At 52.2% G+C, this 18768-nt stretch carries 20 protein-coding genes; 6 read left to right on the forward strand and 14 right to left on the reverse strand.

The genetic code is table 11. The annotated features are described in order from the left end of the window. Positions 1-20: 20 nt before the first annotated feature. On the reverse strand, positions 21-809 hold the full coding sequence (locus tag AAGA79_RS14535; protein WP_411826538.1) for a hypothetical protein: 789 nt from the start codon (positions 807-809) through the stop codon (positions 21-23). Between the two features lie 154 nt (positions 810-963). On the opposite strand from AAGA79_RS14535, the gene gcvT reads away from it, so the two are divergent. Both gcvT and gcvH read left to right on the forward strand, forming a co-directional pair. Next, positions 964-2043 (forward strand): glycine cleavage system aminomethyltransferase GcvT, encoded by a 1080-nt coding sequence (gcvT, locus tag AAGA79_RS14540; protein ID WP_411826539.1) that lies wholly within the window; start codon positions 964-966, stop codon positions 2041-2043. 16 nt (positions 2044-2059) lie between these two features. Further along, on the forward strand, positions 2060-2446 hold the full coding sequence (gcvH, locus tag AAGA79_RS14545) for a glycine cleavage system protein GcvH (protein WP_411826540.1): 387 nt from the start codon (positions 2060-2062) through the stop codon (positions 2444-2446). Between the two features lie 400 nt (positions 2447-2846). Here gcvH and AAGA79_RS14550 read toward each other — a convergent pair whose 3' ends face one another. Then, positions 2847-3050, reverse strand: a complete 204-nt coding sequence (locus AAGA79_RS14550; RefSeq protein WP_411826541.1) for a hypothetical protein — start codon at positions 3048-3050, stop codon at positions 2847-2849. A 257-nt stretch (positions 3051-3307) separates the two neighbouring features. Here AAGA79_RS14550 and AAGA79_RS14555 point away from each other — a divergent pair, with 257 nt between their 5' ends. Beyond that, complete coding sequence (locus AAGA79_RS14555; RefSeq protein WP_411826542.1) at positions 3308-6913, forward strand: proline dehydrogenase family protein; 3606 nt, start codon at positions 3308-3310, stop codon at positions 6911-6913. Here AAGA79_RS14555 and AAGA79_RS14560 read toward each other — a convergent pair. Then, positions 6861-7460 (reverse strand): peptide-methionine (S)-S-oxide reductase, encoded by a 600-nt coding sequence (locus AAGA79_RS14560; protein WP_411826543.1) that lies wholly within the window; start codon positions 7458-7460, stop codon positions 6861-6863. The genes AAGA79_RS14555 and AAGA79_RS14560 overlap by 53 nt on opposite strands. Positions 7461-7490: 30 nt before the next feature. Here AAGA79_RS14560 and AAGA79_RS14565 point away from each other — a divergent pair, with 30 nt between their 5' ends. Together AAGA79_RS14565 and arsB are read left to right on the forward strand one after the other, a co-directional pair. After that, positions 7491-7874 (forward strand): ArsR/SmtB family transcription factor, encoded by a 384-nt coding sequence (locus tag AAGA79_RS14565; protein WP_411826544.1) that lies wholly within the window; start codon positions 7491-7493, stop codon positions 7872-7874. A 56-nt stretch (positions 7875-7930) separates the two neighbouring features. Further along, positions 7931-8959 carry an ACR3 family arsenite efflux transporter gene (gene arsB, locus AAGA79_RS14570; protein ID WP_411826545.1) on the forward strand — a complete coding sequence of 343 codons (1029 nt, stop codon included), beginning with the start codon at positions 7931-7933 and terminating at the stop codon, positions 8957-8959. A gap of 94 nt (positions 8960-9053) precedes the next feature. Here the strand turns inward: arsB and AAGA79_RS14575 are convergent, their stop codons facing one another. The 9 genes from AAGA79_RS14575 to AAGA79_RS14615 form a co-directional block, all read right to left on the reverse strand. Continuing rightward, positions 9054-10787: a sulfite reductase subunit alpha gene (locus tag AAGA79_RS14575; protein ID WP_411826546.1), complete on the reverse strand. Its 1734-nt coding sequence runs from the start codon at positions 10785-10787 to the stop codon at positions 9054-9056. 111 nt (positions 10788-10898) lie between these two features. After that, positions 10899-11216, reverse strand: a complete 318-nt coding sequence (locus tag AAGA79_RS14580) for a Dabb family protein (protein ID WP_411826547.1) — start codon at positions 11214-11216, stop codon at positions 10899-10901. A gap of 50 nt (positions 11217-11266) precedes the next feature. Then, positions 11267-11641, reverse strand: coding sequence for an NADH-quinone oxidoreductase subunit A (locus tag AAGA79_RS14585; protein ID WP_411826548.1), 375 nt, complete (start codon positions 11639-11641; stop codon positions 11267-11269). 165 nt (positions 11642-11806) lie between these two features. Next, positions 11807-12043: a hypothetical protein gene (locus AAGA79_RS14590; protein ID WP_411826549.1), complete on the reverse strand. Its 237-nt coding sequence runs from the start codon at positions 12041-12043 to the stop codon at positions 11807-11809. A 194-nt stretch (positions 12044-12237) separates the two neighbouring features. Further along, positions 12238-13041: a metallophosphoesterase gene (locus tag AAGA79_RS14595; protein ID WP_411826550.1), complete on the reverse strand. Its 804-nt coding sequence runs from the start codon at positions 13039-13041 to the stop codon at positions 12238-12240. After that, positions 13038-13661: a 23S rRNA (guanosine(2251)-2'-O)-methyltransferase RlmB gene (rlmB, locus tag AAGA79_RS14600; protein ID WP_411826551.1), complete on the reverse strand. Its 624-nt coding sequence runs from the start codon at positions 13659-13661 to the stop codon at positions 13038-13040. Before rlmB ends, AAGA79_RS14595 begins: the two co-directional genes overlap by 4 nt. A 56-nt stretch (positions 13662-13717) precedes the next feature. Continuing rightward, positions 13718-14200 carry a hypothetical protein gene (locus AAGA79_RS14605; RefSeq protein WP_411826552.1) on the reverse strand — a complete coding sequence of 161 codons (483 nt, stop codon included), beginning with the start codon at positions 14198-14200 and terminating at the stop codon, positions 13718-13720. Next, positions 14197-16074: a SulP family inorganic anion transporter gene (locus AAGA79_RS14610; protein ID WP_411826553.1), complete on the reverse strand. Its 1878-nt coding sequence runs from the start codon at positions 16072-16074 to the stop codon at positions 14197-14199. Before AAGA79_RS14610 ends, AAGA79_RS14605 begins: the two co-directional genes overlap by 4 nt. 15 nt (positions 16075-16089) lie before the next feature. After that, on the reverse strand, positions 16090-17190 hold the full coding sequence (locus tag AAGA79_RS14615; protein WP_411826554.1) for an LptF/LptG family permease: 1101 nt from the start codon (positions 17188-17190) through the stop codon (positions 16090-16092). 95 nt (positions 17191-17285) lie between these two features. On the opposite strand from AAGA79_RS14615, the gene tsaB reads away from it, so the two are divergent. After that, positions 17286-17936, forward strand: coding sequence for a tRNA (adenosine(37)-N6)-threonylcarbamoyltransferase complex dimerization subunit type 1 TsaB (gene tsaB / locus AAGA79_RS14620; protein WP_411826555.1), 651 nt, complete (start codon positions 17286-17288; stop codon positions 17934-17936). 12 nt (positions 17937-17948) lie between these two features. Here the strand turns inward: tsaB and AAGA79_RS14625 are convergent, their stop codons facing one another. Together AAGA79_RS14625 and AAGA79_RS14630 are read right to left on the reverse strand one after the other, a co-directional pair. Further along, the gene (locus AAGA79_RS14625; protein ID WP_411826556.1) at positions 17949-18311 is read right to left on the reverse strand and encodes a hypothetical protein; all 363 of its coding nucleotides are present in this window, start codon (positions 18309-18311) and stop codon (positions 17949-17951) included. 176 nt (positions 18312-18487) lie between these two features. Continuing rightward, positions 18488-18709, reverse strand: coding sequence for a hypothetical protein (locus AAGA79_RS14630; RefSeq protein WP_411826557.1), 222 nt, complete (start codon positions 18707-18709; stop codon positions 18488-18490). Positions 18710-18768 lie beyond the last annotated feature (59 nt).

An 18768-nucleotide genomic window follows, 5' to 3' on the forward strand; every position in this document is an offset into this window, starting at 1 on the left:
CGCTGGAGGGAAAAGAAAAATCATCCCTCGGGGAGATGCTCCTCGCAGTATTCGTTACCATCCACCGCCATTCGGAAATCCAGTCCCGGGTCGGAAATCTCTGTCCTGGAACAGGTTGCGCATTTGTGGAATGCCACTTCCGCACTTGGTTTGGACTTGTCGAATTTTTTCCGCCGCGCCGCAGACTCGGCCAGCTGCGCCCTTCCCCTAAGTGCCGGAATACCTGCCCAGAAAATATAATTGGCGAAGCCCAGAAACAGGAAACCTAGATATAACGGGGAGCCAATTACACCTAGCACCAGCATACCAGCCAGAAACATACCCAACCAGCGCACCTGAACCGGAATCACGAAAAACATGAGAAACTCATACTTCGGGAACAATGTGCAAAATACGAAAAACGCGGACAGATAAATGAAGAATCCACTACCGGGCAGGGTTTGCGGGTAAATCACATTCGCAACCAGCAACCCTAGATAACCCGCATAGAAGAATAGTGAACTGCGGAAAACTCCCCACGCCTGCTCCAGCGCATCGCTGATCATGAACGCGATCATCACCATAAAAAACAGGAACAACATCGCGAAAGCCCCCGGCCCGCCAAATCGATCCGTGGCGAAAATAAATGTGACAAGCCTCCACACCTCACCCGCCATGATCTTGCTCCTATCAAACTCCAGCAGACGCTCAATCCCAGGATTGATATACTGGAGAAGGAAAACCAAAACATGAAACAGAGCATAGTAACGCAGAAGCCCCGGAAAAGACATCCACCCGAGTTTCCGCTCCCATTTATCCAAAAATTGCATCGCGCAGACTCTTTATCACCCCGCAGGGCATGACAAGCGAATGCCGGACGCAAAACACAGAATCACCGGCCAAAACCTTCACAGACCCTTGATAAGCACGCTCCCACCTGAATTTTCCACTTGTGCCTTCCGCCACCCTGCACACCCTGTTTCTGTGTCAGATACCATCCTTCATTCACCGCTCGAAGCTGCCCACCTGGCTCTTGGCGCCAGACTCATCCCCTTCGGTGGCTGGTCCATGCCCGTGCAATACACCTCCATCCTCAGCGAGCACGCAGCTGTCCGCGGGAGCGCCGGAGTCTTCGATATCTCCCACATGGGTCAGGTGTTTGTAAGTGGTGAAAACCACATCGAATGGCTCAATAAACTGCTCACCAACAACCTCGGCAAACTCACAGTCGGCCAAGGCCAGTATACCATGATGCTCAACGAAAGCGGTGGCGTCATCGATGATCTCATCGCCTACCGTATCTCGGAAGGTGAGACACTCCTCGTCATCAACGCATCCATGATTCCGGAAGACGTCGCATGGATGCAGGAGCACCTCCCGGAAGACATCACCCTCCGCAACGAATCCGACGACTGGGCGGGACTCGCCATCCAAGGCCCCGACTCAGAAGAAATTTTCCATAAACTCTTCCCCTCTGAAACGCTTCCGCCGCGGAACGGGATCCTCAAAACAGCCGCCGGGGAAATTATCTGCCGCACCGGCTACACCGGGGAAAACGGCTTCGAATTTTTCTGCCCTTCAAAAGTGGGCCCTATTTACTTCGAGTCATTTATCTCCGCTGGAGCAATCCCCTGCGGCCTCGGCGCACGCGATACACTCCGCCTGGAAATGTGCTACCCGCTCAACGGCAACGATCTCTCACCGGACCGCACACCCATAGAGGCAGGTCTTGGTTTCTTCTGTGATTTGGAAAAAACCGAATTCATCGGCCACGAAACCCTCCGCGTTCAGAAGGAAAAAGGACCCACCGAGAAGCTCACCGCCATCAAAATGATCGATAAGGGTCCTCCGCCACGCCCGCACTATACCGTTCTCGATATCGAGGGAAATACCATCGGGGAACTCTCCAGCGGCGTCCTCTCCCCCACCCTTAAAACCGGCATCGCCATGGCCTACCTGCCGCGGGCTTACGCGAAAATAGGCACCACCATCCAGATCAATATCCGTGGCCGCCGTTTCAACGCCATTACCGTCAAAAAACCCTTCCTAAAACCTTCCAAATAGACCAGAAATCTAAACCATGAGCGCCTCAGAAATCCCGTCCGACCTTTTGTTCCAATCATCACATGAATGGGCACGTATCGAAGATGACATTGCCACCATCGGCATCTCGGATCACGCCCAGGCAGAGCTTACAGACGTCGTTTTCGTGGAGCTCCCGGAAATCGGAAGAACAGTTGATGCCAGCGATCCCACAGCAGTCGTGGAATCAGTAAAAGCCGCTTCCGATATCTACACCCCGCTCTCAGGAGAGATCATTGAGGTCAACAACGACGTTGAGGGCGACCCCTCGCTCGTCAACACCGCCCCATACGAAAACGGGTGGATTTTCAAAATCAAGCTCTCAAAACCAGAACAGGTCGCCAATCTCCTAACACCGGAAGCTTACGCCGAATTAATCGGATAATTCACGCGAATCATCTAGGAAACTGGCTTGATTTCAGGTAGTCGAAGCTAGTTCCACAAAGGTTCCACAAAGGTTCCACAAAGGTTCCACAAAGGTTCCACAAAGGTTCCACAAAGGTTCCACAAAGGTTCCACAAAGGTTCCACAAAGGTTCCACAAAGGTTCCACAAAGGTTCCACAAAGGTTCCACAAAGGTTCCACAAAGGTTCCACAAAGGTTCCACAAAGGTTCCACAAAGGTTCCACAAAGGTTCCACAAAGGTTCCACAAAGGTTCCACAAAGGTTCCACAAAGGTTCCACAAAGGTTCCACAAAGGTTCCACAAAGGTTCCACAGTTTTTGGAATCTTCTCAACTGTAAGCCAAACTGCGGAAGAGGATCACCTCCGAGAAACGCACTCGGTTAATAATCCAGCATCTCCTCCGTAGCCTTCTGCAAATCTTTGAGCGGGAAGCCCCGGATCACTTTCAAACACTCTTTACTCTGTTCAGTAAATTCGGGTGAGTAGTTTCGGACGCCCAGCTTCTTCAGCATTTCAAAGGCTTCGATTGCCTGCGCCTCGTCAGCGTCGACGGCCAATATAAAGTCGATCTTGGTATATAACATGGCGGGATCGCACAGATCACCCGCCTCCAACTGCTGGAGCGCCTCGAGAATACCTAGAAATAGGATAACCTATACTGTTAGAAACTTTCTTATGACTACTCTCGATACTTCGGGGAAAGCGAACTACACACATTTATCGACGCTGAACACAACAGGCGACAACCCCGGGCGCATCCATCCATAGGAAATAGCGGGTTGCAAACCATCACACTCACTCTGAGGTAATATATCCACCACCTCTCAGATTTTCTCTTCGCATGAACAATAGCTCCTACTCCGATCGCCTTTCCCAAGAAAACCTCCGTAACCTAAGCGATCAGGAACTCGCTAATTTTTCCGTCGAACTCGCCGCCACCCTACTCACCGAAGCAAAAAAGCACGAAACATCCAAGGAAAGGGGTAACGCCGCGAAAATCGGCGGAATGATCGATGATGAAGTGGGCAAGGCTCTCACCCTCAATCTGGCGGATCAGGTCTTCCGCGCCACCTCACCGGAAAGGTGCGCCAGCCAGTTCCGGCACCTTGTCGAGGAATACGGCATCCCGAAATACCTCAAGGGTTACGAAAAAATTGCCATGAAAGCCGGAGCGGCGGCCTCCGCCATTTTCCCGGACCTCGTCATTCCTTTGGTCACCGAGAAAATGAGGCAGGAAAGTTCGGATGTCATCCTTCCCGCGAAAACCGAAAAGCTCAACAAACACCTGCAGAAGCGCACCTCCCAAGGCCAGCGGGTAAACATCAACCTGCTCGGAGAAGCCATTCTCGGCGAAGCGGAAGCCGCCCACCGTCTGGAAGGCAACCTGGAACTCCTGCGGAACCCCAACGCCACCTATATTTCAGTCAAGATCTCCAATATCTTCTCGCAACTCAACCTTCTGGCTTTCGAAGATACCATCACCCATATCCAGCACTGCCTGCGGAAACTTTACCGCGAGGCCATCAGCAACGCCTACGTAGACGAAAACGGCAAAAAACGCCCGAAATTCGTAAACCTCGACATGGAGGAATATCGCGATCTCCAACTCACCACGGAAGCATTCCAGCGCACTCTCGAAGAAGAGGAATTCAAAAACCTGGAGGCAGGCATCGTCCTTCAGGGATATCTCCCGGATTCCTGGCAGGTTCAGAAGGATCTCACCGCTTGGGCACAAAACAGAATTTCAAAAGGAGGCGCCGGCATAAAAATCCGCCTCGTTAAAGGAGCCAACCTAGCCATGGAAGGCGTCGATGCTGAAATCCACGATTGGGAAATAGCTCCATACCGCTGCAAATCAGATGTCGACGCAAACTTCAAGCGCATGGTCGAGTTCGGCACCCGTCCGGAAAATGCAGCCGCTGTCCGCATCGGCATTGCCTCTCACAATCTCTTCGATATCGCTTATGCTTTGGTCCTCCGTGCCCGGAACGGCGTAGAGAAACAAGTGGAGTTCGAGATGCTGGAAGGCATGGCCAACCATCAGGCAAAATCCGTCCAGGACGCATCCGGCGGCATGCTCCTCTACGCTCCCATCGTTCATCGTCAGGATTTCCACTCCGCCATCGCCTACCTCGTCCGCAGGCTCGATGAAAATACCTCGGAAGACAATTTCCTCCGAGATCTCTTCACCCTGGAGGTCGGTTCCAGCTCATGGAACGATCAACGTGACCGCTTCCTTAAGGCAGTCCGCGAAAAGGATTCCGTCCGCGATACTCCTTACCGTGATCAAGACCGCTCACAGGAATCCAATCGCAAATCACATTGCCAGTCCGGCCAGAAATTTTCCAACGAACCCGATACCGATTGGACCTCTTCTGCAAACCGAAAGTGGATCAATCAACTCCGCGAAGAGCGCCTCTCCGCACCGCCCGAGGAAATCCCCTTGGTTATAGATGGGGAGGAAAATTATTACGACCTCAGCGGCACCGGCCACGATCCATCCCGCCCCGGCGTTGTCGCATACCGCTATGCATTGGCCAAAATGGAAGATGTGGATCGCGCTCTCGAAGTAGCCCACCGCGCCCTCCCGGAGTGGAGCTCTAGATCAATTCCAGCCCGCAAGGCCCTGCTCGATAGCTGCGGGGATCTTATTGCCAGCAAACGGGGCGAGCTCCTCGCCATCATGACTCTCGATGGCGGAAAATCCATCGTCGAGGCGGATCCGGAAATTTCTGAAGCAATCGATTTCGCCACCTACTATGCCCGGGGTTTCGATTTCCTCGAAGAACATCCGGATGTCACCCACCGGCCACTCGGCTGCGTGGTCATAGCCCCACCGTGGAATTTCCCCTTCGCCATCCCTTGTGGCGGAGTGCTTGCTGCCTTGATGGCCGGCAACACCGTCATCCTCAAGCCAGCCCCCCAGGCCACCCTCTGCGGCTGGCACCTCGCGAAAATACTGTGGGAAGCAGGCATTCCAAAAGACGTTCTCCAGTTCGTCCCAGCTCCAGATAACGAAATCGGAAGGCACCTCATCACCAGCAGCAAGACCAACGGAGTTATCCTGACAGGTGCCTACGAAACCGGCCGTCTATTCCAGGATTGGAAACCGGAGATCAAACTTTTCGCTGAAACCTCAGGGAAAAATTCCCTGATCATTACCGCAGCAGCAGATCTCGATCTCGCAGTAAAAGACGCAATCAAAGCCGCCTTCGGAAACAACGGCCAGAAATGCTCCGCCGCCTCCCTCCTGATTGTGGAAGCCAGTGTATACGATCATCCGCTTTTCATGCAGCAGCTCAAGGACGCCACGGAATCACTGAAAGTAGGCTCAGCCTGGGACCCGGCTTCCACCGTCACACCTGTTGTCGAAGAGCCACAAGGAGCCCTGGCCCGCGGCCTAAGCACGCTTGATCCAGGCGAAGAATGGCTTCTGGAACCGAAGATCGTCGATGGAAACCCCTCCCTCTGGTCTCCGGGTATCCGCATCGGCGTGAAACCCGGTTCCTGGTATCACCGCAACGAATGCTTCGGCCCGATCATGGGCGTGATACGCGCGGATTCCTTCGAGCACGCCATGGAAATCCAGAACGACTCCACACTTGGTCTCACCGGCGGGATCCATTCCCTCGATACACGGGAAATTTCAATCTGGCGCGAGAAAGTCGAAGTAGGCAACGCCTATATCAACCGCAGTATCACCGGAGCTATTGTGAACCGCCAGCCCTTCGGCGGCTGGAAAAATTCCGTCTTCGGCCCTGGCACTAAAGCAGGCGGCCCGAACTATGTGCTCACCCTCTGCAACTGGAAGCAAACCAGTCTACCCTCCGCCTCCACTGGGCTCGACGGTAAAACAGAGAAACTTATGCAGTCCCTGCGCAATCATATCACCGATGCGGAAACCCTATCCACCATCGAAGCGGCCGCAGCCAGCTATGCAAAACACTGGGAAAATGAATTTTCCAAGGAGCACGATCCGACGGGCCTCATCGGAGAAACAAACCACTTCCGATATCGTCCGTATGCCAAAGGCATCCTGCTTCGTATCGGAAATGCATCAGATTCGGCAACCATCGCCTGCGCAGCTCTCGCCGCCACCATCACCAAGGTCCCACTGGAGATCAGCCTTCCGGAGGCTTCCCCCCTTGCACAGGCCACCGGCTTCAAAACAGTGATCGAAACCTCCGGCGAACTTTCCCAGCGCCTCGCTGCGCAGGAAGAGCTACTCGATATCGTTCGCATCCCTGGCGAAGCCGCCACAGAAGTCTGGGAAGCTGCAAATTCCCGGCATTTCAACATCGTCAATCATCCTGTCCTCGCCAACGGTCGGATCGAACTGATGTACTGGCTTAAGGAACAGGCAATCAGCCAGACCACCCATCGCTACGGCAACATCATTGCGGCCCCTCCTTCAACAATTCAGGAAAAAGCTTCAGCAACTTCTTGAACTTAGGATCGATGTAGGTCCTGCAAAACGGTTTATCGGGATCCTTCGCGTAGTAATTTCTAATTCTTTCAGGAGATGGCTCGAACCTGTGATATGGCAGAATCCGGGTAACTATCTTCCGGGGGAAATCCCGCTTCAGCTCCTTGAGTAAAAGTTCGCAGGCTTTCTTCTGCGCGTTATCAAACACATACACAGCACTCCGGTATTTACCCCGCATCGAATGCTCCGCACCACTGGAATGCGTGTGCAGATGTACAAGTAGAAGGTCTTTCAGAGAAATCTCCTGTGTGTGGAAATGAACAATTACTCCCTCGGAAAGCCCAGATGCCTCTCCCTCGGAGCCAACCCAGCCTTGCTCCACCTCCCGCACACCCCGCAGCTGCTGGAATACCGCCTCGGTACACCAATGACATCCTCCGCCGAAGGCAATCGTTTCAATGTCCGCCACTTCACGCATGACCCAAGATAGCTTCTCAAGGTCATTTCCAAGAAAAAAGCACCATTTGAAGGCACCGGAAACGAAAGACCGGGAAAGATTCCTAGACATAACGAATAACTACGTTATGTAATTACTCTTATGGACAATCCCACAATATTTTTCCGCGCCTTGGCAGACGAAACACGCTGGCGCATTGTTCACCTGGTAAAGGATTGCGCCCTCTGTGTCTGCGAACTTGCAGACATTATGAGCATGCCACAGTCATCGGTTTCCAGCCACGTCCAGATTATCCGGAAAGCAGGCCTTCTGGAGAGCGAACGTTGTGGAAAATGGACTTATTTCCGTATCCATACGGATTATCTCCCACTCCTTTCAGAAATCATATCCTCCTTGCCGGATGAGCTCGACCACGGAAGTGACCTGAAAAAACGTCAGGACCGCCTCGCTGACCGTGAAAACAGCTGCTGTCAGGGTCCGGTAAGACTCGCTGAGACATCCTCCGATAGCTGCTCCGCAAACTAATTACTTCTTCAGCCTCCTACTCCTAACTCCCCATGTCCGACACCATCTCCAAAAATATGTCCTTCACGGACCGCTATCTCACGGTCTGGATCTTCGTGGCAATGGGCCTCGGCGTCCTGATTGGAAATTTCGTAATCCGGGACGCGGCGGCGTTTTTTGCTCCGATGACAATCGGGGCCACAAACATTCCACTGGCCATCGGATTGATCGTAATGATGTACCCTCCACTCGCGAAGGTGCGCTACAGCGAGCTCCCTAAGGTATTTGCAAACACCCGAATCCTTAGTCTCTCTCTGGTCCAGAACTGGCTCATCGGCCCGGTTCTCATGTGGATTCTCGCTGTTGTATTTCTCCATGACCAGCCGGACTACATGGTTGGGTTGATCCTCGTGGGCATCGCCCGCTGCATTGCCATGGTATTGGTATGGAACGATCTCGCAAAAGGTAGCAGTGAATACGCTGCAGGCTTGGTTGCCCTCAATAGCATCGCTCAGATCCTATTCTACAGCGCCTATGCCTGGTTTTTTCTCACAATACTGCCTCCCTTCGTAGGACTGGAAGGCATCGTTGTCCCAGTCTCAATGGGAGACATATTCCACAGCGTCCTCATCTATTTGGGCATCCCGTTTGCCTTGGGTATCGCCAGTCGAGTGCTGCTGGTGAAAACCAAAGGCGAGGAATGGTATGAGCAGGTCTTCATTCCGAAAATCTCACCTCTCACCCTTATCGCTCTGCTTTTCACCATTGTCGTGATGTTCACATACAAGGGAGACGCAATCGTCAGACTGCCACTCGATGTCCTGAGAATCGCGATCCCTCTGGTCATCTATTTTGCGGTAATGTTCCTCGTCAGCTTTTTGATGGCTGCCAAGCTCGGCTCCGACTACCCGCGCACCGCCAGCGTAGCCTTCACTTCAGCTGGAAATAATTTTGAGTTGGCAATTGCCGTCGCCATTGCAGTTTTCGGACTGGATTCTGGGGTCGCATTCGCGGCAGTCGTCGGACCGTTAATCGAAGTCCCGGCTCTCATTGGCCTAGTCCACGTGTCCTTCTACCTGAAACGGAAATTCTACGCTGCATCCTGATACACAAGGCGGCCCCAGCAGAAAGCCTCTTGGCACAAAAAAGGCCGGCAAGTGAAACTTGCCGGCCCCTTCGAAAAATAAGGCGAAGTCTTACTTAGTAAACGTCACGGAGGTAACGCTTATCTTTCTTGAGCTGTGCTATGTAGGCGGCTGCGCCTTCATCATCGAGGCCACCGTGCTCTTTTGCGATGGTGATCAGGGCAGCATCCACATCCTTGGCCATACGCGAAGCATCTCCACAAACGTAGAAGGCGGCACCTTCTTCGAACCATTTCCAAAGTTCCGCACCTTCCTTGATCATGAGATTCTGGACGTAGACCTTTTCCTTCTGGTCACGGGACCAGGCAAGATCGAGGCGTCCGAGAGTCCCGTCTTGCTGGTAGGCCTCCAGCTCATCTTTGTAGAGGAAATCGGTCTTGGAATATGGATTGCCAAAGAATAACCAGTTTTTCCCTTTTGCCTCGGTAGCTTTACGCTCCTCAAGGAAAGCTCTGAACGGCGCAATACCTGTCCCCGGACCGACCATGATCACTGGAACATCACCATTCTCAGGAAGCCTGAAAGCAGGATTGTGGTGGAGATATACACCCGGCTTGGAATCATCCTTCAGACGATCAGAAAGGAATGTTGAGCAAATCCCACCACGCTTACGGCCATGGGTATCGTAACGCACGATACCTATGCAAAGATGAACCTCACCTGGATGCGCCTTCGGGCTGGAAGCGATCGAGTAGAGCCGCGGCTGAAGCTTTTTCAGCACGGATACGAATTCTTCGCCATCCGTGAAATCCGCCGGATAATTGAGAACAAGATCGATGAGATCGCGGCCCCAGCAGAAGTCATCCCACTGCTTGCGGTCATCTGCCTCCACCAATGAACGAAGGAAAGGCGAACCACTGCGCTTCTGCCACTTCTCGATCAGAGATTTGTTGATGTTTCCGATATCATAGTGGCGGATCAGCGCCTCCCTGAGGCTGACTTCCTCTCCGGTCGAGGTTGGCACCTCACCGGCCTTGAACGGAAGCCCGGCAATGATCTCATCGACCACGCTTTCCGGATTTTCCGGGTAAACACCGAGGGCATCTCCCACTTCATATTCAAGTTCGGATCCTTCGAGGGAAATTTCCACATGGTGGGTTTCCTTGGAGCCTGGCTCGTTAAGATTGTAATTTTTGAGGATAGAGGACGGGAACGGGTTCTTCTTGGAGAATCCTACCTCTTCGATGTCGTCGTCTTCCTCAGCCGCAGCAGTGCTGGAAACTTCCGGTGCAAGGAGCGCTATGAGAGCTTTCGACCATTCGGCGTAAGGCTCATCCGGATCCACATCCACATCCACGCGGGGATAGAGACGGTTCGCGCCTAGCGCTTCGAAACGGCTGTCGAACTCGATGCCACACTGGCAGAAATCAGGATATGAGCTATCTCCCAAAGAAAGCACTGAGAAGTTAACATCAGGAAGCGGTGGCGCTTCATCGCTCATTAACCAAGTGTGAAGCTCAAGCGCTGTATCAGGCGGCTCTCCATCGCCATAGGTGGAGGTGATCACCAGAAGATTTTTCTCCATAGGGAGCTTCTCCTTATCGTAGGACGCCATATCCTGAAGGTTTGGCTCGAAATTTCCTTTTTTAAGGTTCTTAACAAGCTTTTTGGCAAGCCCTTCCGAGGTGCCTGTCTGGGATGCGTAAAGTACTGTCACTGGCACCGAAGGACCGGCCGGTGCCGCGGCACCTGCTGATTTGGCAAGCATCTGTCCTAAAAACTCGCTCAACCATTGGCGTTGGTCTGGCGAGAATGGAGCGTTATCTGGTATCTGAATCGGTGAGGCCATATCTGTTAGGGAACTTTGAGTTGCCGAGCTGCGCAAACTGCTTGCTACGGCCCTTTCTTTCAAGCGCGGATCGTACCAAATTATCTTCTAGCGTTTGAGTCCGATTCATCCTTACGAGTATTTCAACTCACGGGACGGATCCAACTCGAATTCCATACGGAATTCCTTGCGTGTGTTTGGTTTGATGAAATCCTGGGTGAATTTGAGAAAATTGGGATCACTCTCTACAAATTGCAGTTTTCCTCTGGAATCTGTTTCTATGTTATAAAAAAAATGCCATTCGGACTCAGGGTCCAGGTTTCTACCTGATTTTACGGAAAGCACTTCCGGAATCTTCAAAAGCCATGTCCGGCTGGCCCTCACCATCTCTTCCAATACGCCCTCGGCATCGGGCTCGTTCAGTTGGAAATAGGAAACGTGATGGATCATAAAATATGGGTAAGAATGCAGCTAGTCGGCTACGGAATAAGGAAACGAGATCAGCTCTTCCAATTCAAGGCACCTTTTTTGAGCGCGTAAATGTAGGCGATAGCAAGAATTCCCGCGAATCCGGCCATACTTGCCAGAGCAGTAGCTCCATGGGCAGCAGTCAAGTCACGGAATTGCACGGCCCATGGATACATGAACACAACCTCGATATCGAAAATGACGAACAACATCGCCACCAAATAGAATTTCACCGAGAATCTCGGTGAGCCCTCGCCAATAGGGAGCATACCACACTCATAAGCAGTGTCCTTCGTGACGTTCGTGCGTGCAGATCGCCCAAAGACAACGCTCAAGACGAGAGTTGTTACCGCGAATCCACAGGCAATAAGGACCTGGAACAGAACTGGGAGATAATTTTCAGGCATGAGATTTTGGGATGGGCGTTCGAAAGGAAAACGGTCTTCAAAAAAACCGATGCAGATTCGTAAGTCTTCTAGCGGAATATGGGTAGAAAAAAAACCCGTGTCGGTTTGTCGACACGGGTTTCGTCAGGAAATGTAATATTTATCGGACGTCTGCCCGAAATTTACTTAAGCTTCCGCTTCAGCTGCGGCGGCTTCTTGAGCTGCTGCATATGCGCTGGATGCTTCGTGAACGCGGGCTGTGCCCTTGTATTCTTTGCCAAGTTTCTCAACAAGGCCTCTGTTCACGAGATTTTGAAGCTTTTCGTAAGAACGCAAACGAAGCATTTCTTCGCCACCGCTAACGGCGTTGCGCTCTTTCAGGTTTTCGAACACTCTTTCGAAGAGATCGTTGAACCCAAACACTTTCTTTTCGGAAAGTACGTTGCAGAGTTCATCGGTCACGTGGTCTGGAAGTCTCCGGGAAAACCGGGTTCTCTTAGTAGATGTTGCCATAACGACACGATCATAACATACCAGTACAAAAAAGCGACCCAAATCTTGAGTAGTTTATTAAAAAAGAACCTCTAATTTGATGCAAGGGTTATTATTTGGTAAAATTAAGTAAATTTCCAAGCCCCTGAAAAATCACCGATTCCAAAAGAATCTTTCGCGAGCGAAATTTTTCCAGATCGTAAAAATTCACCATCCCAGACTACGCCATATGCTCTCGCAGGTGTAACAAATGAGCCGGTATTAATAATAGTTTTCCCCGCCGTCGACCTAATCGCCGCGCAATGGAAATGCCCTATCACCATCACCTCAGCTTCCGGAAAATAAGTTTTACAAAAATCCGCCGCATATCGCCCTTGGTTGATCCACGCATCGAGCATCAGAAATGCCCTCTTCGGGGGAAACACCGCATCAAAACAGCGGGAACCCAGACTCCTCCGTTTTGTGTAAGTCTTGGAAGGAATTTTCCGGGCAATACTTTCCGCAACCTCAAACCGGCTTTTTCTATCCCATTCCGCCTGAGGGAGTTTGCTCCAAAGATCTTCCGCCGCGGCCTCATCCGCCAATATCTCGCGTTTCCAAGGCGATGAGTATCTCAACAACGCATCACCGTGTGTAACCACGATCTTCCCACCCGCAAGCTCGACATAATTGATCTCGGAAAAATACGGATCGTGGTTTCCCCGGACAAACACGAGATCGCATTGCTCTTCCTCGGCCATTTTCTTCAACTCCCCTAGCATTGCTTTGGAGCGATCCCGCCACGGCTTCGCCATTTCCTCCCAGGTATCTCCATTGAAAATTACCGTTCCCGCACCAGCAAGCAGAGGCCGCAAGCATGATACTTCGCGGACATGTGACGCCCTATGACCCAAATGTAAGTCTGAGAAAATTCTGACCGGCAGCTTCATGGCGCTGCCATACGACGCTGACGCACCGCCTCATAGAGACAAACGCCCGTCGCAACAGATACATTCAGGCAATCCACCTTTCCAGCCATCGGCAGCTTCGCCAGGAAATCACAATTCTCCTCGGTCAGCCGTCGCATCCCCTTCTCCTCCGCACCCAGGACCATTGCCAGCGGACCTTTCAGGTCCAAATCATACACATCCTTCTCCGCGCGGTCCGATGTGCCAACAAACCACAAGCCAGCCTCCTTGAGTTGCTCCATAGTCCGCGCCAGATTCGTCACCTGCACAAACGGCACAAAATCCGCCGCACCGACTGAGATTCTTCTTACCGTTTCCGTAATCCCCACCGCCTTATCCTTGGGCGCTATCACCGCATGAACACCCGCTCCATCGGCAGTCCGTAGGATCGCGCCAAGGTTATGGGGATCCTGCACACAATCCAGTATCAGGAAAAACGGAGTCACCTCCTTCTCCTTCAACTCCGCAAGGATCTGCACCAGATCACCCTCATTCAGCGATGGCTGGAAACTATCCTCATCCACCGGCTTCACATGGCGGTTTTCACGTGCCTGTCTGTTCTTATCTCCATGCGTTCTCCCGCCAAATTGCTTTCGCTTCACCCATAGAGAGGAAACTTTTCAAAGCAAAAGCGCAATCCCGAACAGAGCACTATCCTTCAGGAATTTTCCCAGACCACACTATAAAACCTCCAGCCGTCCTCCGCCTTCTGCCAGTCGATCGTGACCTTGAAGGAGCCATCCGCCGGCCTGTAGCCCGGCAACTCCATGTATCCATCCACGGAAATAATAGTCCGAGCCTCGTCCCCTTCCACTTCCACCACATCATAATCCACAATCCTGAAGTCCGAGCTCTTCGCATTACGGCATATCCACGAAAACGCTGATTCCACCTCCTGCTTATCGAAAGATCCATTTGCATCATCAATATCCGGTGCGGAAATTTTTATCCGATTCTCCATCAATCCATTCATGGAAAATACCTTGGCTTGCCGCAGCGGGCCACCAGCCCCCTCGGACATGGACAAGACTTCCATCAAATGCTTAGCCCGCCTTTTCACCACCCTTTCCGGCGAAAACCACCAGATTCCCAGAACGATCATCACTGCAATCACACCCAGCAATATCAATAATCTCTTCATTTCTTGTCGTGGCTTGGGTCATAGAAAATCCGAACATCTGCCTCCTTGGTGCCCAACAACTGCTGCGCACGGCGCAAAGCATCACGTGTGGAAATATTTGGATTGGAAGGCATTGTCAGGAAAATATTACTCTCTCCTTCCTTCCTGTTCGCCCCCTCCTGGAGAGTCTCCAGAATCCCTGAACGCTTGAGCACCTTGTAGACATCCTTCGTCGCTCCGGAGATCAGAAGATGGATGCCCTTCTTCCTCGTGAAATGAGTCATATCCTCCAGCGCCATCACACTCGTCGCATCCAGATGCCTCGCATTTTTCAGCCGGAGAATAATCACCTTGATTGCCGGATCCGCTATCGTCCGCTGGATCTGCGTCCGGAACAACTCCGCCGCCCCGAAGAACAGATCCCCCTCGACGTGCACGATCGAAATGGAAGGAATCGGCCGCGCATTCGTTCCTTCTTTCTCACGTAGCTCACCGTCATCGTTGAACTCATATTCCTTCAGGTATGGCTTGCTCGCCTTGCGCAGAAACAGGGTGATGGAAATTGCGACTCCTATGAAAATCGCCACGTGCAACGGAGCCAGCAGCGTGGATAGGAACGTCAGAAGAATCACCAACGCATCATCGCCTGTTGATCTCAGGCAAATCCTGATCTGATGGATATTGAAAAGCGAAAATGAGATAGCGATGACAAGAGAAGCCAGCGCCGCCTTCGGAATGTAGTCCAGAATGTTCAGCCCGGTTTCCCGGGACCAGGCGATCAATGCCACTAGAATCAAGCTGATGATCCCCGTGAAAACCGGGGCTGCCTTTGTCATCGCCCCGGACCGGAAGTTCAGAATGGAGCGCGTCAACGAGCCCGAAGCCGGCATGCCACCACTCAATGCGGATCCCAGGTTGGCGAAGCCCACCGATAGCATATCCTGGTTTACGTCCACCTTGTCACCAGTCTGGGAAGAAATTGATTTCGCCATCAGCGTATTTTCCAGCGAAGCAAGAAAGGCGATCGCCAGAGCCAGTCCTAACAACACAGAAATATCATCGAAAACCTGCCGATGGAAGATAGCAGGAGCGGACGGGATCAATTCCTCGAACCCGAATGTAGTGAAAGTCGCCTGCCCCCCGAAAGGACCCAGATTAAAATGGATCAGAGACCCGAAAATCGCCGATCCCAGCAACAATGCGATGGAAAAGGCAGGCCAAGTCTTCTTCCATTTTTTAAATCCGTAATAAATCAGCAACGTCCCCGTCCCTATCATCACCGGAACCCAATCCACGTATTTCAGTGACTTGAAAAGCTCCCCAACAAGACCAAAGAAAGTAGCCGTTTTCCGTGAATCGATATAGGGGCTCACCCCGAGCAAAGGTTTCAGCTGGTTCCCTATAATCAATACCGCAGCTCCCGCCATATATCCCACCAAAACACTTCGGGAAATATACTGGATGAGATCCGCAACCTTCATGATCGCCCCGACCACCGAAACAAAAGCGATCATCAGCACCAGCAATGGCAAAAGCTCCGGAAGCCTTTCTTTCAGTTCCGGATTTAGCGCGAAAAAGCTAAAAAGCATGAAGGCCGTGGCATTCGTAGGCCCCAGAACATTGTAACGGGAGCTGGAGAAAAACGGAGCTACCAGCGCGGCAACCGCGGAACTCATAACCCCGTAGATAATATCCAGACCCGCAATCGCCGCATAGGCGATAGCCTGCGGCAAAGCCAGCATCGTCACGTTCACCGCCGCACGCAAATCCGCTCCGAACTTTGCCTTTGAATAACCCTTTAGCGGTCCCAGACGGGGTGTGAAACGAATCTTCTCCGTAGCGAAGAATCTCCGGGTTTCGCGAACACCTTTTTTGATAGAATTGCCAAACGCCATGCGGATTCTGACAATTTATCTGAACCTCGCCCGCCTGAACAGAAACAAGCCGAGCAAAACACAAAAAACATTGGGAGCCCACAGCCCGATAAGCGCCGCCATATCCGTCTCGAATTCCTCCGCCATCACGGTACAGACGAAGTAGGCCAGACCAATCAGAAGACTCAATACCAAGCCGGTCGATGTATCCTTCCTGCGGCTGGTCATCCCCAGCGGCACCGCAACACTCGCAAAGGCAAGGCACGCCATCGAAAACGAATACCGTTTCCTGATTTCAGAACGGAAACTCACCTTCTTCTCATTTGTCAGCTCCGGGTGCGCCTTGAGATAGGATTTGATCTCTGCATTGGTCATCGCTCCGGATTTAACCTTTTTCGTCCGCTGGGAGCTGAAATCAAACAACCAAGGCTCAGCCTCCGCCGCGAACGCCAGCTCTGGTGTCCCGTCCTTTGCCTTTGTCTCGATGAATGTATCGATCAATTTCAGCCTCAGCTGCTTTTTGCTATCATCCACTACTAGCGAGACCTTGCCCGCATGAATGTATGCATCGGCGCGCCCGGGCTTTCCGTCTTCTCCTCCTGAAATCTGATACAGGTGGAAGCCCGCCAGTGAATCTCCCTCACGACGCTCCACGAAAAGCTTCTGATTTTCAAACTTCGACTGAACAATTCCCGGGTTCAAAAGAGAGCGTGGGTCGCGTTTCACCTGCTCGTAGATGATCTCGATCAAGGAGGCCCGCGCCATCGGCACCACCTTAACATTGATATACATGCAGATACCCGAGAGCATCGCCCCGATGATGAAAACCGGCAGCGCCAGGCGCACCAGGCTGATCCCGGCCACGCGGAAAGCCGTCAACTCCTGATCGCTCGACATCCTGCCGAATACCAGCAGCACGGCGGAAAGGAAGCCCCACGGAATTGTGAACATCAGCGAAAACGGCAATACATTGATCACAAAACGCAGCACCAACCCCAGAGGAGCACGCTGCTCCACCAGCAACGGGCGAGCTTCCTTGAAAAGGTTCCCCATCACCAGCACCAGACTGAGTACAACAATCGCATACAGAGTCCCTACGAGAATCTGCTTTGCAATATAGCGGTCATACAGGCGCATGCCAGACACTCACGATTCGCGCAGGAAGATGCAAGTGGCAAGATGAACGGCTTTTCTTCTAGGTACTCCGAAAACATCTCCCCTAGATTCTCCGCATGCCAGCCCTACTGATCATCGAGACCTCTACAGAGGCAGCCTCCATCGCCCTCGCCGTGGATGGTGAGATTATTGAGGAAAGATCATTCACCAGCGATCGCAGGCATAACTCGCTCCTATTCAGCCCTCTGGCAGAAATTGTGAAAATCCACGGATCATCGGATTTTGATGCTGTGCTCGTTGGCAGTGGCCCGGGTAGTTATAGCGGCACCCGGGTTGGAATCGCGGCAGCACAAGGCGCGGCGCTCGTTTCAGCCTGCAAGGCCACCGCCATCCCATCCATCCTCGCCACTGCCGAGGCAGTTTCGGGGGAAAAATGTATCGCTCTCGGAGACGCCCGCAGAGGCTCCTTCTGGCTTGCGAATATCGAAGGCGGCCACCTCATTTCCGGCCCAGAACTCTTGGACGATATAGCACTGGAGGCGACCATTTCCGCAGCCGGGGAAAAAAACATCCCAATGTTCTGCATGGATAAAATCCGGGGGAAAAACACCCCACTCTCACTGCCGACAGCCACCGGACTATGGAGAGCCTGGCAGAACGCCACGCCAAAGACGCGAGCCCTATGGGCAGGAGCAATTCCACAGCCGATCTACCTGAAGCCACCGCACATCACGCCCGGTAAACAGAAAACCCATCTCTCTAAATGAGAGCCAGGTGGTTTACACCCGTTTCGCGTTTCTACCCTCGTCGATAAGCTTCCAGAAATGCTTCGAGCTGGCCAGTGCCTCATCCTCACCCAACGGCATGTTCGATCTGAATAGGAAATCTGAAAACGTTCCCTTATGAAGAACTCTGTGAACGATCACTGAATCATTTTTCAACTCGAAGTAGAATCGATAATCCTTGGCCCGATACCGGTAAAACACATGGCCATCACGCTCGAATCTTCCGAATGTTTCATTCGAGGGCTCGTTCAAATCCTTCTCGGTCACTTGGAATTCCTCAAGCAACTCCAATTGCTCCAAAGTCCCCAGAGCAGAGATTTCGGCAGCACTGATTTCATTGAAAACGATCTGGAACACGTGGTGAAGCTAGGCACGCATGCCGCCAGCGAAAAGCTGAAAGATTTACGAAAATTCATTTCACCATCCTCTCCAACCCTCCGGGCACAAAAAAGCCGCGCGATTCGAGGAACCACGCGGCTGGGAAGTTTCTTCAGAGAAGAGACCACTGGAATTTCACCATTGGAATGGAAAAACTATTTCCGGTTTTCCGAGCTTTTTTCCTCCAAAAGCGTGCGGAAGAATAACTTCAAACCCTTGAAGCGTTCGTCGACTGCATTGAAGTGCTCGTCGAGGTGATCAATACTTTCATGCTGATCCAGCTCGATAACTTCCTGAAGCTGTCTTTCGAGGATGTCTACTTGATTACGTGTTTCTGCGAGCTCTGCTTCCAGGCGTTCGCGGCGTGAGATAGTCATAGGTTGAGAATAGTTGGAATTTAAATGAGAGGGGGAAGGAATCAGCCTGCAGCAACCGG

It is taken from the genome of Luteolibacter sp. AS25 (assembly GCF_046736275.1).
Classification (GTDB): Bacteria; Verrucomicrobiota; Verrucomicrobiia; order Verrucomicrobiales; family Akkermansiaceae; genus Luteolibacter.

Excerpts from the sequence above, each read along its gene's own strand:
- AAGA79_RS14605 (WP_411826552.1), bottom strand. The coding sequence starts at position 14,200 with ATGAAGAGATTATTGATATTGCTGGGTGTGATTGCAGTGATGATCGTT.
- tsaB (WP_411826555.1), top strand. The coding sequence starts at position 17,286 with ATGCCAGCCCTACTGATCATCGAGACCTCTACAGAGGCAGCCTCCATC.
- AAGA79_RS14535 (WP_411826538.1), bottom strand. The coding sequence starts at position 809 with ATGCAATTTTTGGATAAATGGGAGCGGAAACTCGGGTGGATGTCTTTT.
- AAGA79_RS14565 (WP_411826544.1), top strand. The coding sequence starts at position 7,491 with ATGGACAATCCCACAATATTTTTCCGCGCCTTGGCAGACGAAACACGC.
- AAGA79_RS14610 (WP_411826553.1), bottom strand. The coding sequence starts at position 16,074 with ATGGCGTTTGGCAATTCTATCAAAAAAGGTGTTCGCGAAACCCGGAGA.
- gcvH (WP_411826540.1), top strand. The coding sequence starts at position 2,060 with ATGAGCGCCTCAGAAATCCCGTCCGACCTTTTGTTCCAATCATCACAT.
- AAGA79_RS14575 (WP_411826546.1), bottom strand. The coding sequence starts at position 10,787 with ATGGCCTCACCGATTCAGATACCAGATAACGCTCCATTCTCGCCAGAC.
- arsB (WP_411826545.1), top strand. The coding sequence starts at position 7,931 with ATGTCCTTCACGGACCGCTATCTCACGGTCTGGATCTTCGTGGCAATG.
- AAGA79_RS14615 (WP_411826554.1), bottom strand. The coding sequence starts at position 17,190 with ATGCGCCTGTATGACCGCTATATTGCAAAGCAGATTCTCGTAGGGACT.
- AAGA79_RS14550 (WP_411826541.1), bottom strand. The coding sequence starts at position 3,050 with ATGTTATATACCAAGATCGACTTTATATTGGCCGTCGACGCTGACGAG.
- AAGA79_RS14580 (WP_411826547.1), bottom strand. The coding sequence starts at position 11,216 with ATGATCCATCACGTTTCCTATTTCCAACTGAACGAGCCCGATGCCGAG.
- AAGA79_RS14555 (WP_411826542.1), top strand. The coding sequence starts at position 3,308 with ATGAACAATAGCTCCTACTCCGATCGCCTTTCCCAAGAAAACCTCCGT.
- AAGA79_RS14560 (WP_411826543.1), bottom strand. The coding sequence starts at position 7,460 with ATGTCTAGGAATCTTTCCCGGTCTTTCGTTTCCGGTGCCTTCAAATGG.
- AAGA79_RS14585 (WP_411826548.1), bottom strand. The coding sequence starts at position 11,641 with ATGCCTGAAAATTATCTCCCAGTTCTGTTCCAGGTCCTTATTGCCTGT.
- AAGA79_RS14630 (WP_411826557.1), bottom strand. The coding sequence starts at position 18,709 with ATGACTATCTCACGCCGCGAACGCCTGGAAGCAGAGCTCGCAGAAACA.
- AAGA79_RS14595 (WP_411826550.1), bottom strand. The coding sequence starts at position 13,041 with ATGAAGCTGCCGGTCAGAATTTTCTCAGACTTACATTTGGGTCATAGG.